Origin of the sequence: Halobaculum sp. MBLA0147, from assembly GCF_041361345.1 — an archaeon.
In the GTDB taxonomy this organism is placed as follows: Archaea; Halobacteriota; Halobacteria; order Halobacteriales; family Haloferacaceae; genus JAHENP01.
The window spans coordinates 2,239,695-2,253,751 of the sequence record NZ_JBGKAD010000001.1 but is presented as its reverse complement, the minus strand read 5'-3'; the positions used below and the strand labels follow the sequence as shown (position 1 = coordinate 2,253,751).

Below are 14,057 nucleotides of genomic sequence, written 5' to 3'. Positions count from 1 at the left end.
CATCCGACCGGCCGACCGAGACGGAGTCGTGACCGGGTTCCGGCCCCCCGGCGCGCCAGTCTCGCGACAGTCGGGGCGCTCGGAGCGACGCCGGGCTGTCTGGGGAGCCGACCGGAGAGACAGATGACAGACGAGTCTACACACACGTCCGCCCCGTCGGCGCCGACGCCCGACGAGGGGTGGCGTGTCGTCGTCGAAGAGAACTGGAACGAGTTCGACACAGATCGGTGGAGCGTGGGGTTCGTCGACCGGGCAGAGTGGATTCCCGACGACGACGCGACGGTCAGTGCAGACCACGTCTCCGTGCGAGACGGGCAGTGTCTCCTCGAGATCGAGTCGGAGGGAACTGGCCCAGCGGGCTGTCACCAGGGGGTGATCAACGCCAGCGTCGGCGGGCTGTCACACCACCCGTCGGTCGGTGTCGCGATCGACCCGTCGCCCGGACAGTACGTCGAGGCGCGTCTCCGGCTCCCGGGACGAACGGGGGTGCTTCCGGCGTTCTGGATGCACGCCGCGGACACGACCTGGCCGCCCGAGATCGATATCGTCGAACTCCTCCAGCGCGGCGACGACCCCACGGCGGCCCGTCGGCGACTCCACGCCGACGTCCACTGGAGTCACTCGGGCGAACCGGGCGACAGCTCCGTACACGAGCACGCGCCGACGGCCGTCGACACGGGGGTCGATCTCACGGCGGGGCTCCACACGTACGGCTGTGCGTGGTTCACCGACCGGGTCGAGTGGTACTTCGACGGTCGACGTGTCGCGACACGACGGGAGCCAGCCCCGATGCTCGCCTCCCTCACCGGCGACGCCGCACGGCCGTTCGCCCCGGTCTTCTCGACGCACGTCAACCGGGTTGGCGAGGCCGATCTCTCGACAGCGTGGTCAGAGGAACTCGTGATCGATCAGTTCAGGCTGTTGGAAGTCGAACGGTGAGCCAGAGCCGGCAACCGAGCGGGTGAGGCCAAGACACTTGTCGCGGCCCACCGTCTCCGACCGCGTGACAGACTCCGACACAGTCGTCGTCCGCGGAGGACGCGTCCACACGCAGACGGAACGTGGTGTCGTCGAGGGAGACGTACTGATCGACGGGGACGAGATCGCCGCCGTCGGCGAGGTCGACGCCCCCGCCGACGCGCGCGAGGTCGACGCCAGCGGGTTGGAGATCACGCCCGGTCTCGTCGACGCCCACAGCCACGCCGGGATGGCCGAGTGGGGGGAGCCGGAGGACGGCGACTTCAACGAGGGAACCAGCGCGACGACACCCCACGTCAACGCCTTGGACGGGTTCCACCCACGCGACGAGGAGCTGAAACACGCCTTCCAGAACGGCGTGACCACCGTCTCGGCGCGGATGGGGTCGGGCAACGTCATCGGCGGGGTCATCGTCTCGGTGAAGACCCACGGGAAGGTCGCCGACCGGATGCTGCTGCGCGAGGACGGGATGAAGGCCGCGATGGGAGAGAACCCGAAGCGGTTCCACGGGGAGTCGGAGGGCCGACAACCCTCGACGCGACCGGGCGTCGCGGCGACGCTGCGCGAGGAGTTCACGGCCGCGGAGGACTACCGCGACCGGAAGGCCGCGGCGGCGGCCGACGACGAACCCTTCGAGCGCGACGTGGGGATGGAGAACCTCGTCCGCGTGTTGGAGGGGGAGCTCCCGCTGCGGGTCCACGCCCACCGCGCCGACGACATCGCGACGGTGTTCCGGATCGCCGACGAGTTCGGGATCGACGACCTCTCGATCGAACACGCGACGGAGGGGCACCTGATCGCCGAGGAGTTCGTCGAGCGTGACGTGCCGGCGGTGGTCGGGCCGTCGATCTCCTCGGCGACGAAGTACGAACTCCGGAACATCACCTTCGAGACGCCGGGGATCCTCCACGAGGCGGGCGTCACGGTCGCGATCCAGACGGACGCGCCGGTGCTGCCACAGCAACACCTGGACGTGTGTGTCGGGCTCGCCGTCCGCGAGGGACTCCCGGCGGAGGCGGCACTCGACACCGTGACGACGAACCCCGCGGAGATCCTCGGCGTCGCGGACCGGGTCGGCACCCTCGAGCCGGGGACGGACGCCGACCTCGTCGCCTGGGACGGGGAGTTCTACCGCGTCGACACCCGGAGCCAGCACGTCTTCGTCGACGGGGAACACGTCTTCGACCGCGCCGAAGACGAGGTCGACCCGCGCGAGGCGTACGCCTGGTAGTCGACCCGAAGCGACCGACGGCGGTTCGACACCCACCGGGTGCCCTGGCCGGTCGGGAGAACGGGTCGACTCGCCGCCGTCGGCCCATCAGCCCGTCTCGCCGTTGTATACAAGAACTTGGAGTATTCAACAACGGGTAACTATATCACGCGGCAGTTACAGCCACCTCGCATGACGACGAGCCAGCGGGACGCGAGAGGACGAGTGTGTCACGTGGCCACGAGGGGCGTCGGGGCCGTCCGTCGTGGCCGTCGGGGGTGTCGCGACCGTCGTCGTGGGGAGACGTGGTCCGGGGACGGAGGTGACGCCGCGCCGTGGCGGACGCGAACCTGAACGAGTTCCCGGTCGCCGTCGACGTACTCGCGTCGTTCCCGGAGCCGGTCGCGGTCGTCCACGTGACATCCGACGGGCCGGTCGCCGCCACGACGAACGACGCCTTCGCAGAGACGTTCGAGGCGGACACCGAGGGGTTGATCGCGCGGTCGTTCGCCGTCGCGACCACCGACGGTGACCCGGCAGGTGGACGGCCCGGCGGTCCGGTCGCGGTCCAGACGGACGCCGGTCGAGAGTCGTTCCGCGTCACGTACCTGCCGGTCGAGACGGCCGTAGCCGACGAGACGGACGTGACCGGCGGGACGGACGCGACCGACGAGGGGGACGCGAGCAGTTGGGGCGGCGACGGGGAGACCGGAACCGACCGGCGGACGACGGAAGTCGGCTACCTCGCGTGGACGCCGCCGCCGACGGAGGGTGGCGGCCGGGACCGCTTCGTCGAACTCCACGGGACGACCCGAGAGATGCTCACCGCCGAGAGCCGCGAGGCCGTCGCGCAGGTGGCGGCCGACGCCGTCGAGAACGTCATCGGGTTCCCGTTGAACACGGTCCGGCTGTACACGCCGGATCCGGATCGACTGCTGCCGACGGCGATCTCGACGGCGACACGGAGTGTCACCCCGGGCGAGCGGCCGGCCTACGAGCGCGGCGAGACGATCCAGTGGCGGGCGTTCGACGACGACGAGTTCCTCGTCTTCCAGGACGTGACGACGATCGACGACGACGTCGAGCGCAGCGGCTCCGGGAGTATGCTCGTCGCCCCCCTGGGCGAGCACGGCGTGTTGACGATGGGGACGACGGAGCCGGCGGCCATCTCCGAGACGGACCTCGAGTTGGCGCGCGTGTTCGCGGCGAACGTCGAGGCGGCGATGGACCGCGTGGAGCGCGAGCGAGCGCTGCGAGACCGCGAGCGGGAACTGGAACGGCAGAACGAACGACTGGACCGCTTCGCCAGCGTGTTGAGCCACGACCTCCGGAACCCGATCAGCATCGTCTCGGGGTACACGGAGGTCGCGCGCAGCGAGACGGACTCCGAGGCGGTGGAACGGCACCTGGCGGAGGTCCAGACGGCCGTCGAGCGGATGTCGACGCTCGTCGAGCAGACGCTGACGCTGGCCCGCGAGGGGGCGAAGGTCGACGAGCGCGAGCGGGTGTGTGTCCCCGACGTCGCCGACCGACTCGCGGAGGTGACGACCGGGCAAGGCCCGACGCTGGTGTTCCCGGACGCGGACGGCGAGGAGCCGCCCGAGTGGACCGTGTCGGCCGACCGCGAACGCGTCGAGCGAATCCTCGACAACCTCCTCCGCAACGCCGTCGAACACGCCGCCGGTGCAGGCGGAGGTGGTGACGGCAGTACGGCTGCAGACGGCGGTGCCGACGCGGCCACGAGCGACGGTGGCGGCGCCGACGGCGGCGGTGTCACCGGAACGGACGGCGACGACGACGAGTTCGGCACCGCCGGCGGGCCGGTGACGGTCCGGATCGGCCGGATCGACGGCGAGGGGTTCTACGTCGCGGACGACGGGCCGGGGATCGAGCCGGACCGCCGCGAGGACGTGTTCGAGTACGGGACGAGCTACGACGACGGCACCGGACTGGGGCTGGCGATCGTCGCGGAGCTCACCCGCGCCCACGGCTGGACGGTCGAGATCGAGGAGAGTTGGGCCGGCGGCGCCCGGTTCGCGTTCCACACGGGACCCGAGGACGGCCCGCGCGCGGACGGCGAGGAGTGACCCCACGGCCCCGTCACCGCCACCGAACCGCCGGAGACACCCACCGCGAGACTGCCGAACCGCCGGAGACACCCACCGCGAGACTGCCGAACCGCCGGAGACACCCACCGCGAGACTGCCGAACCGCCGGAGACACCCACCGCGAGAGGGTGACTTATGCCCGCGCCGAGTGAGGCTCGTGTATGAGCAGTCAGACGGCGGCGGACGAACTCGTGGCGTTCAGACGCGACCTCCACCGACACCCGGAGCCGGCGTGGTGTGAGTTCTACACCACCGCACGGATCGTCGCGGCACTCCGCGACCGCGACGTCGACGAGGTCCTGACCGGCGAGCAGATCCACGGCGGGGAGCGACGCAACGTCCCCGACGCCGACGAACTCGACGAGTGGCGCCAGCGCGCGTTGGACGCCGGGGCCGACCCGGCCGTGATCGAGGAGATCGGCGAGGGGTACACCGGTGCGGTCGCCGTGGTCGAGCGCGGCGACGGGCCGACGGTCGGCCTCCGGGTCGACATCGACGCCCTCCCGATTCGGGAGGCCGAGGACGGCGACCACGTCCCGGCGGCCGAGGGGTTCCGCTCGGAGACGGAGGGGTACATGCACGCCTGCGGCCACGACGCCCACGCGACGTTCGGGCTCGGGACGATCGACCGCGTGCTCGACAGCGACTTCGAGGGGACGCTGAAGGTGTTCTTCCAGCCCGGCGAGGAGCAGATCGTCGGCGGCGAGCCGATGGTCGCGTCCGGGCTGTTGGACGACGTGGAGTACTTCTTCGCCGCCCACGTCGGGCTGGACCACCCGACCGGCGAGGTGATCGGCGGGATGGACGGGTTCCTCGCCGTCTCGCACTTCCGTGCGGAGTTCGACGGCGAGCCGTCCCACGCCGGCGGCCACCCCGAGCAGGGGCAGAACGCGGTGCAGGCGGCCGCGACGGCGATCCAGAACCTCTACGCCATCCCGCGACACGCAGACGGCGCGACCCGCGTCAACGCCGGCATCGTCGGCGGCGGCACGGCGACCAATATCGTCCCCGAGGAGTCGTTCGTCGAGGGCGAAGTGCGCGGCGAGACGACGGAGTTGATGGAGTACATGGACGAGAAGGCAGAGACCGTGGTCCAGTCGGCGGCGGACCTCCACGAGGTCGACGTGGAGACGAGTCGCCTCGGGCGAGCACCGTCGGCGACTTCCGACGAGGAGTTGGTCGAGTTGGTGACGGACGTGGCAGGGGAGACGGCGACGGTCGACAGCGTGCTCGACCGCGACGAACTCGGCGGCAGCGAGGACGCGACGTTCATGATGGACGCCGTCCAGTCGAACGGCGGCCTGGCGACGTACGTCGGGGTCGGCACCAGCCACCCCGGCGGCCACCACACGGCGACGTTCGACGTGGAGGAACGCTCCCTGGAGATCGGCGTCGACGTGCTCTCGGGGGCCGTGCTCCGGGTCGCACGCGAGCGGCCGGCGACGACGTTCGAGAACTGAGGCGACGCGTGCCGGTCGTGCTTCGAGAACCGAGGCGACGCGTGACAGTCGTTTCGGACACTACGGTGACGCCCGCCGCTCACTCGGCGAGTGCGTCGACGTAGCCGTCGAGCATCGACTCGACGTACTTCGCGACCACGTCGACCTCCAGGTGGACGGGGTCGCCGACGGACTTCTCCGAGAGGTTGGTGACCTCGTAGGTCGTGGGGACGATGGCGACCTCGAACGTCTCCGCGTCGCGTTCGGCGACCGTCAGCGAGATGCCGTCGAGTGCGACCGACCCTTTCCCGACGACGTACTGGCCGAACCCCTCGGGGAGCGAGAACGCGAACCGCCAGTCCTCGCCGACGCGGTCGATCCCGGTGATCTCGGCGGTCGTGTCGACGTGGCCCTGCACGAGGTGCCCGTCGAAGCGGCCGTCCGCCGGGAGCGCGCGCTCGACGTTGACCACGTCCCCGACGCGGAGGTCGTCGAGGTACGTCTTCGCGACCGTCTCCGCCGCGAGGAACACCTCGAACCAGTGGCGGTCGGTCGCCGACTCGTCGCGTTCGACGACGCCGCCGTCCGTCTCGACGACACCCTCGTCCGCCTCGCCGATACTGTCGTCCGTCTCCGCCGACGCCGTCGAGTCGTCACTCTCACCCGCGACCCGGCCCGTGTCGTCGGGGTCGACGACGCCGAACGACTCGACCGTGAGACAGACGCCGCTGACGGCGATCGACTGCCCGTGGTGGAGGTCGTCCAACCCGTCCGCCGCGACGCGGAGTCGCAACCCCTCGCTCGTCGTCTCGCGTGCGACCACCTCACCCGTCGTCTCGACGATTCCGGTGAACACACACGTGGTTGGATCTCGGTTACGGAAAGCGTATCGTTTCCGTGACGTGGGAAATCGACCGCCGCGTCGGTGACACGGGAGTCCGGCGTCCTCGACGGTGCGGAACCGGTGGGGCAGACGGACGGCGTGGTCGGGAGCCACTCGGGACGGACGGAGAGTGGGAACGCTTTCCTCCGCGGCGCACCGACGGCGTCGTGTGCGTCTCGGAATCCTGGACATGCTCGGGACGGTGGGGATGTTGATCTTCGCGCTCCCGGTGGCCGGCTACGGGATCGAGCGAGCGCTCGGTGGCGACGCCGTCGTCGGCGGCGGGTTCCTCGTACTGGCGGTCCTGATGGTGTTGCTCCCGCAGAAGCTGACGACACCGAGCGACGTGCCGGGTGCGGTGGCGGAACGCGCCGTCGGCGGCGTGGTCTCGACGGACGACGACGAGGAGTCGTGAGTCCGGTCGAAGTGGCGAGACGCGCGGTGCGCCGGGGGTCGTGAGACGACGCCCCGGACGCTCGCGGGACGACGTACCCGCGGCAGCCGCGACTACTCTCTGAACAGCGACTACTCTCTGAACAGGCGGTACGACGTGCGCCCGACTGCGACGTCCTTCGTCTCGCCGTCGGGGGCGACGCTGGTGACGAGCGTGTCCGTGAACCCCATCGACTCGCCGGCACGCAACACCTCCGCCTCGACGCGGAGGTCGTCCGTCGCCGGGCGGAGGTAGGTCACGTTGAGGTCCGTCGTCGCCAGCGAGCCGGTGGTCGGGTCGTCGAACGTCGACCGCAGGGCGAACCCCGACGCGGTGTCGATCAGCGAGGCGGCGACGCCGCCGTGAATCGAGCCGACTTCGGACCCGGGGTTGACCAGCTTCTCGTCGTACGGCACCGACATGACGATCCGCCCGCGCTCCAGCTCCTCGACCCGGAGGTCCAGCCACGAGAGGAACCCGTGGGACTCGACGAACGCCGCCAGCAGTTCCTCGTGCTCCTCGTCGAGCGGGACCGCCTCGTCCGTGTCTGTCACGTCTCGCGAGTGACTCCCCGTCGACTTGACCCGTTCGGTCGGTGCCACGGCACGCGAACGAGGTGACGCCCGAACGAGGCGACACGCAGACCAGGCGACACACGAACGAGACGGGCGCGCCGCGGCGTCCGCCTCAGTCGTCGCCGGTCTCCGCTCCCCGACCGCCGTCCCCGTCCGTCTCCGCCGACTCGCCGCCGGGCGTCGCGTCCACGTCGACGCGGGTCGCCCCGCCGTCGTCGCCGTCGGTGGCGTCCGTCACGTCGATGGGCACCCCCTGTTCCTGTTCGCCGAACCCGGCCGAGAGGATACGGGTCAACGCCTCCTCGACGCGCTCGTCCGTCTCGGTGATGTCCTCCGGGTCGACCTCGATGACGAACCCGGTGGTGATGTTCGGTGCAGTGGGCAGGAAGATCGTCTCGCGGCCGTCCGGCGTCGTCTTCCCCGTCTTGAACGCCGTCATCCGCATCCCCGGCCAGGGTTCGACCTTCACCGGCGCCTGGAGGTCCTCCGTCCCGGTGAGCGCCGTCTCGACGGCCAACTTCGAGGCGTTGTACACGACCCGCAACCCCGGCACACGGTTGATCACCCCGTCGATCACGTCCTCGACGACCCGGCCGGCGGTGGTCCGCATCAGGTAGCCCGCCGAGAACACCAACAGCACGAACACGGTCAACGCGACCGTCACCTGCAACAGTTCCGGCGGGAACCACCACGGGAGGAACTGTCTCGCGTTCTCGATCTTCGGGACACCCAGCTGACTCAGCCGGGTGTACACCCACCCGATGACGAACACGATCACCAGCAGCGGCGTGATCACGACCAACCCACTGGCGAAGTCTCGTTTCCACGTCGTCATCGGTTACTGTGAGGTCGTTGGACGGCACCCGTAATCAGCCTTCCACATCCGAACCGGGCGACGACCCCGTGTCGCCTCGTGTGCTCGTCACGCGCCCAGACGCCGTCGGAGGCCCAGACACCGTCAGACGCCCAGCACCGCACGCGCCGCGAACGCGAGGTTCTCCTTCCGCTCGCGCACTCGCCGGTAGAAGTACGACAGCCACTTGTCGCCGTACGGCGCGTACTGCCACACCTCGACGCCCTCGCTCGCGAGGCGTCGTTGGGCCTCCTCGCGGACGCCCATCAACATCTGGACCTCGTAGTCGCCGCCGTGTCGCTCGTGGAGTTCGGCGGCCAGCGCGATCATCTCGGGGTCGTGGCTCCCGACCGCGATCCCGCGGTCCCGCGCGTCGAACAGGAGCCGCAGTCCCTCGCGGTACGCCTCGTCGACGGCCGTCTTCTCCGTGTAGGCGATCTCCTCGTCCTCGTCGTAGGCACCCTTCACGAGACGGAGCTTCCCCGGCACGTCGAGCAACGCCTCGAGGTCCGCCCGTGTCCGCCGGAGGTTCGCCTGCACGCACAGCCCCACCTGCCAGGGGTACTCCGCGGCCACCTCCGTGAACGCCTCCAGCGTGGTGTCCGTCGTCGTCGCGTCCTCCATGTCACACCAGACGAACACGTCGTGTTCGGCACCGGCGGCCACGACGCGCCGGTAGTTCTCGGCGAACACGTCCGGACCCACGTCGATCCCGAGCTGGGAGGGTTTCACGGAGACGCAGCCGTCGAGCTCCGTCTTCCCCAGGTCCGCGATCAACGACTCGTAGGCCGCCGCGTCCGCGTCGGCCGGCGCGCGTTCGTGGTAGTGTTCACCTAAGAGGTTGAGGATCACGCCGACGTCGTCCGCGTTCGTCTGGCGCGTGTGTTCGAACGCCGTCGCCGGCTCCTCCCCGGCGACGAACCGGCTGGCGATGGGTGGAATCACGTGCCGGCGTACCGCCGGGTCGCTCTTCAGTGTTCCCTCTCGTCGCCCCGAATCGGTACCGAGACGCGAGTACACGTCGGATCGGAGGGTGGGCGGGTGCTCGGGGGACCGTCCGACGACGGTCGCTTCCGGCTCGTCGCTCTACGGCCCGACGGTACCCATCTCGTTGTCCTGCGGGTCGACGGTCCCCTCCTCGTCACACTCCGGACAGACGAAGGTGAACGCGTCCTCGCCCTCGGCGTCGTCTGCGGGACCGGTGATCCGGACCGCCTCCGCCGAGCAGGCGGGACACGCGAACGGGACCCGCACGTCTTCGCTGTCGCGGGGTGCGCCCAGCGCGAGGACCGTCGCCGACGCGTCGTCGGGTGCGCCGCCGGACTGGAACTCGCCGGGTGCGAACCTGATCGCCTCCCCGGCCGCGACCGTCACCGTCTCCTCGGGTGTGGTGAACACCACCTCACCCTCGGTGACGACGAACACCTCCTCCTGGTCGGCGTGGGCGTGGACGCCGTTGCTCAGTCGCTCGCCCGCGTCGAGACTGTAGTGGTTGATCGCCAGATCCGTCGTCCCGAGCGGTTCGGTGAGTGGGCGTCTGTCCGCGTCGGTTCCGACCGGTGACGACTCGACACTGTCGACGGAGACGTGCTCCATAGGTGGCCCCTCGGGCGGTACCCACGAGTGTCTTTGGTTCCGTTTCTGGTCGTCGGAACGACTAGAGAACGGACACACCGAGACGACGCCGCGGTCCGAACGCACGAGACCGACCGCGAGACGCCGAGCCGTCACCCACCGTCCACGAGGAACCGGGCCGCCGTCTCGACGAGCACCGCCCGCGCGGTCTCGACCTCGCGCCACGCCACGTGTTCGTCGGGGAAGTGCGCCTGCTCGATGCTCCCGGGGCCGAAGCAGACGGCCGGGATGCCGGCCGCGACGTAGTGGCGCGAGTCGGCACCGTACGTCGCCCCGACGGGCTCGGTGTCTTCGAGTCCGACGGTCCCCATCGCGTCTCGGAGGTGGCGGACGACCGGCGCGTCGGGGTCCGTCTCGGCGGGTTCGAACTGGACGGAGAACCGTTCGAACGTCGGCGGGTGGTCGGCGAGCCACGGCCGCTCTGCCGCGACGGCGGCGACGCGCTCGTCGACGGCGGCCTCGACGGCGGCGACGGACTCGCCCGGTGCGACACCGATCCGGAACTCCGCGGTGAGCGTCGCCGGCACGCTGGAGGCCCACGACCCCGCCTCGACGTGGCCGACGTTCACCGGCCACGGGTCGTCGAACCGCTCGTACAGCGGGTGGGTCACCGTCTCGGCGCGTTCGGCGCCGAACGCCTCGACGGCCTCGTGGATAGCCCGGAAGTGTGGGAGGACCGACTCACCACGCCACCGCGTCGCGGCGTGTGCCGACCGCCCGCGGAGGCGGAGCCGTTTCATCAGACTCCCCTCCGTGGCGGTCACGGGGCGCAGCTCCGTCGGCTCCGCGACGACGACCGCGTCCCGCTCGAACGGGTACGGGTTCGACAGCGCCGCCGTCGCCGCCCCGATCCCGCCGGCCTCCTCGTCGACCACCGACTCGACGACCACGCGGCCGTCGATCGACTCGGTCTCACCACGGTCGACCCGCTCGCGGAGCGCGAGCGCGGCGGCGACACACGCCCCGAGCCCGGCCTTCATGTCCGCGGCGCCGCGGCAGGTGAGTCGCTCGCCCGCCTCGTCCCACGTCGGCTCGAACGGGGGCGACGACCACGACTCGCGGTCGACCGGCACCACGTCACAGTGGCCGTTCAACACGAGCGTCGGGCCGGCGTCGGGATCGCCGAACGACAGGACGCCGCCGACACTCGGGCGGTCCGCGGTGTCGATCTCGGCCGGGTCGTCCGGGAACGACGGGTGGTCGGCCAACCGCTCGGCGTCGCCGGTCCACGTGTACGTCTCGAAGCCGAAGTCGGCGAGGCGGTCGCGGAACCACTCCTGGTGGGGTGCCTCCGCGCCGGTCACGGAGTCGAACCGACACGACGACTCCACGAACGCACGGCGATCGGCCTCGGTGCGGAGCTGTGTCACACCCCGCCGTACGACCGGGTGGGACTAATCGGTGGGGTGTCTCGCCGCGGTGCGTGTGTCCCGCCGGGAGGACGTCGGGGTGTGGTCCGGTGTGTGTCTCGCCGGGAGGGTGTCACGGTCTGTTCCGGTGTGTGTCCCGCCGGGAGGACGTCGGGGTCTGGTCCGGTGTGTGTCTCGCCGGGAGGGTGTCACGGTCTGGTCCGGTGTGTGTCTCGCCGGGAGGGTGTCACGGTCTGGTCCGGTGTGTGTCTCGCCGGGGGGACACCGAGGTGTGATCCGGTGTACACGGGCCCCGACGGCGTTCGGTCGGTGGTCACGCCGACCCGTCGATGGGTGACGGACCGCGCGAGACCGCGGGACGACGACCCGTTCGTGGGCTCGTCGACCACGACTCTCGACTCGTGCGGCGTGACCACTCGGTTGTCACGGTCGACACTGCCGAGAGTGCGGCGTAGAGACCACTCAACGGCCGAAATCGGCCGCTTCTCAGCCACCACTGAACGGACGTTTCACTGGGGTGAGGGTCCGACTGAGCCACGGGGCTTATGTTCCACCGTGCCGTGTGTGCCTCTGATGAGCGACCCAACAGTGACGCGCCTGTTCGGCGGCCCCGGCAGCGGGAAGACGACCGCGCTGCTGGACCGGGTCGAGGGTCTCCTCGAGCAGGACGGCGTGGAGGTTCGAGACGTCCTCGTCGTCTCGTACACGCGGGCGGCGGCCGCCGAGGTGCGCGAGCGCCTCGCCGAGCGGCTCGACACGACGCCGCGGCACCTCCAGGGTAACGTCTGTACGATGCACGCGAAGGCGTACGAACTCCTCGATCTCTCCCGTGGCGACGTGGTGGGAGAAGACGAGAAGGAGGAGTTCTGCGACGAGTACGGCCTGGAGTTCGAAGACGAGTACTCCGGCGCGGGGCGACGGACGGCCCGCTCGACCACGCTCGGCAACAAGATCATCGCCACCTCCCAGTGGCTCCAGCGGACCGACCGCGACGTGGCCGACTGGTACGATGTCCCGTTCCAGTGGGACGAAGAGGAGGTCCGGCTCCCGCCGGACATCGACCCCAACGCCCAGGAGGGGAACAAGTACACGCCGACGTGGCCCTCCGACGACGACCGCGTGAGCGTCCCCGAGGCGATCCGCGGGTGGCGCAACTACAAGGGCGAACACGACGTGGTCGGGTTCGCCGACATGCTGGAGCGGGTCCACCAGCGCTCGCTCGTGCCGAACGTCGACTACCTCGTGATCGACGAGTTCCAGGACATCACGACCCTCCAGTACGAGGTGTACGAGGAGTGGCGGCCGCACGTCGAGCAGTGTCTGATCGCCGGCGACGACGACCAGGTCGTGTACGCCTGGCAGGGTGCGGACCCGGACCTCCTCTTGGACACTCGCGTCGACGACGACGAGGTGCTCCCGAACTCCTACCGGCTCCCCTCGAAGATCCTCGACGTGGTGAACACGGAGGTGCGTCACATCGAGAAGCGTCGCGAGAAGGACCTCGAACCCCGCAAGGAGGGTGGCGTCGTGGAGGCGGTGGAGTCCCCCTCGATCCTCGACCTGGTGCGGAACGTCCGTGGAACCGTCCGCGAGACGGACGACGAGACGGTGATGGTGTTGTTCCGGGCGCGGTACCAGATGTTCCAGTTCATCGACCAGTTCATCACCGAGGGGATCCCGTTCTCGTGTCTCACGGACCAGCGGATGTGGACCGACCGGCTGACGGACTACGTGCGGGCCATCGAGAAGGTGGACCGCGACGAGGCGTTGACGGCGCTGGAGGCACGGCGGCTGGCGGACATCCTCCAGGAGTCGGCGTTCGGCACCGCGGACCGCGAGGAACTGTACGACTTCCTCGACGACGTCGAGGAGACGAGCGAGGAGGACGACCTCGCGGAGATCCCGCTGTCGCCGGAGGACGTGACGGACTACGTCCCGTTCATGCCGGGGCCGGCGAGTGCGGGCGACATGGCTCGGAAGATCACCTCCTTCCAGCGGAAGTCGCTGAAGGCGTACTTCGCGGGCGACTACGACGGGATGGCGCCGGACCGCGTCCGGCTGGGGACGATCCACTCCGCCAAGGGTCGCGAGGCCGACCACGTGTTCGTCACGACGGACCTGACGGAGAAGGTCGTCGAGCAGATGGCCGCCCAGGCCGCCCAGCAGGGGATCGACGTCGACGGCGTCGACGAGTTCACGAAGACGACCGACCCGGTGCCCATCCTCACCGACAACGAGCGGCGCGTGTTCTACGTCGGGATGTCGCGTGCTCGCGAGCGACTCGTCATGCTGGAGAACCTCATCGACGGCGCGCCGACGCTCCCGATCAGCGTCGTCTTGCAGAACGAACTCCGCGAGGAGCCGCCCGCCGACCTGATCGACGAGATCACCGAGGCCGAGGTCGACGACGAGGAGACGGTCGCCGCCGACGCGGAGTGAGGCCGCGCTCGTTTTCACTCCGTCCGACGGGGTCGTTCCGGTGTCGCCGTCCGTCGGCCGAGTAGTTCGAGCGGCAGACGGTAGGACGCTGTCTCGAACTGCCGGAGGAGTTAGGTGTCCCGCTGACATACCCT

General features: G+C 70.0%; 12 protein-coding genes. 6 read left to right on the top strand and 6 right to left on the bottom strand.

What is annotated here, in order from left to right; genetic code table 11:
- The first annotated feature begins 123 nt into the window (after positions 1 to 123).
- From RYH80_RS10770 to RYH80_RS10755, 4 genes are all read left to right on the top strand, one after another.
- Positions 124 to 939 (top strand): glycoside hydrolase family 16 protein, encoded by an 816-nt coding sequence (locus RYH80_RS10770; RefSeq protein ID WP_370903876.1) that lies wholly within the window; start codon positions 124 to 126, stop codon positions 937 to 939.
- Between the two features lie 64 nt (positions 940 to 1,003).
- A complete protein-coding gene (locus RYH80_RS10765; RefSeq protein WP_370903875.1) occupies positions 1,004 to 2,209 on the top strand; it encodes an amidohydrolase family protein in 1,206 nt (401 codons plus the stop codon).
- Between the two features lie 314 nt (positions 2,210 to 2,523).
- A complete protein-coding gene (locus RYH80_RS10760) occupies positions 2,524 to 4,275 on the top strand; it encodes a sensor histidine kinase (protein ID WP_370903874.1) in 1,752 nt (583 codons plus the stop codon).
- Between the two features lie 182 nt (positions 4,276 to 4,457).
- Positions 4,458 to 5,756, top strand: coding sequence for an amidohydrolase (locus RYH80_RS10755; protein WP_370903873.1), 1,299 nt, complete (start codon positions 4,458 to 4,460; stop codon positions 5,754 to 5,756).
- Between the two features lie 79 nt (positions 5,757 to 5,835).
- Here RYH80_RS10755 and RYH80_RS10750 read toward each other — a convergent pair whose 3' ends face one another.
- On the bottom strand, positions 5,836 to 6,591 hold the full coding sequence (locus RYH80_RS10750; protein WP_370903872.1) for a riboflavin synthase: 756 nt from the start codon (positions 6,589 to 6,591) through the stop codon (positions 5,836 to 5,838).
- A gap of 196 nt (positions 6,592 to 6,787) precedes the next feature.
- On the opposite strand from RYH80_RS10750, the gene RYH80_RS10745 reads away from it, so the two are divergent.
- On the top strand, positions 6,788 to 7,033 hold the full coding sequence (locus tag RYH80_RS10745) for a DUF7533 family protein (RefSeq protein ID WP_370903871.1): 246 nt from the start codon (positions 6,788 to 6,790) through the stop codon (positions 7,031 to 7,033).
- Between the two features lie 110 nt (positions 7,034 to 7,143).
- On the opposite strand, the gene RYH80_RS10740 is transcribed toward RYH80_RS10745, so the two are convergent.
- The 5 genes from RYH80_RS10740 to RYH80_RS10720 all read right to left on the bottom strand — a co-directional run bounded on the left by RYH80_RS10740 (position 7,144) and on the right by RYH80_RS10720 (position 11,484).
- On the bottom strand, positions 7,144 to 7,605 hold the full coding sequence (locus RYH80_RS10740) for a PaaI family thioesterase (protein WP_370903870.1): 462 nt from the start codon (positions 7,603 to 7,605) through the stop codon (positions 7,144 to 7,146).
- Positions 7,606 to 7,738: 133 nt separating this feature from the next.
- On the bottom strand, positions 7,739 to 8,461 hold the full coding sequence (locus RYH80_RS10735) for a DUF502 domain-containing protein (RefSeq protein ID WP_370903869.1): 723 nt from the start codon (positions 8,459 to 8,461) through the stop codon (positions 7,739 to 7,741).
- 123 nt (positions 8,462 to 8,584) lie between these two features.
- Entirely contained in the window at positions 8,585 to 9,424 is an 840-nt protein-coding gene (locus tag RYH80_RS10730) for a proline dehydrogenase family protein (RefSeq protein ID WP_370903868.1), read from the bottom strand.
- A gap of 141 nt (positions 9,425 to 9,565) precedes the next feature.
- Complete coding sequence (locus RYH80_RS10725) at positions 9,566 to 10,075, bottom strand: cupin domain-containing protein (protein ID WP_370903867.1); 510 nt, start codon at positions 10,073 to 10,075, stop codon at positions 9,566 to 9,568.
- Between the two features lie 131 nt (positions 10,076 to 10,206).
- Complete coding sequence (locus RYH80_RS10720; RefSeq protein WP_370903866.1) at positions 10,207 to 11,484, bottom strand: M20/M25/M40 family metallo-hydrolase; 1,278 nt, start codon at positions 11,482 to 11,484, stop codon at positions 10,207 to 10,209.
- 573 nt (positions 11,485 to 12,057) lie between these two features.
- On the opposite strand from RYH80_RS10720, the gene RYH80_RS10715 reads away from it, so the two are divergent.
- Positions 12,058 to 13,923 carry a UvrD-helicase domain-containing protein gene (locus RYH80_RS10715; protein WP_370903865.1) on the top strand — a complete coding sequence of 622 codons (1,866 nt, stop codon included), beginning with the start codon at positions 12,058 to 12,060 and terminating at the stop codon, positions 13,921 to 13,923.
- Positions 13,924 to 14,057: the final 134 nt, after the last annotated feature.

What these genes read in the sequence shown, in the direction of transcription:
- RYH80_RS10770 (WP_370903876.1), top strand. Translation starts at nt 124, where the DNA reads ATGACAGACGAGTCTACACACACGTCCGCCCCGTCGGCGCCGACGCCC.
- RYH80_RS10755 (WP_370903873.1), top strand. Translation starts at nt 4,458, where the DNA reads ATGAGCAGTCAGACGGCGGCGGACGAACTCGTGGCGTTCAGACGCGAC.
- RYH80_RS10735 (WP_370903869.1), bottom strand. Translation starts at nt 8,461, where the DNA reads ATGACGACGTGGAAACGAGACTTCGCCAGTGGGTTGGTCGTGATCACG.
- RYH80_RS10725 (WP_370903867.1), bottom strand. Translation starts at nt 10,075, where the DNA reads ATGGAGCACGTCTCCGTCGACAGTGTCGAGTCGTCACCGGTCGGAACC.
- RYH80_RS10715 (WP_370903865.1), top strand. Translation starts at nt 12,058, where the DNA reads ATGAGCGACCCAACAGTGACGCGCCTGTTCGGCGGCCCCGGCAGCGGG.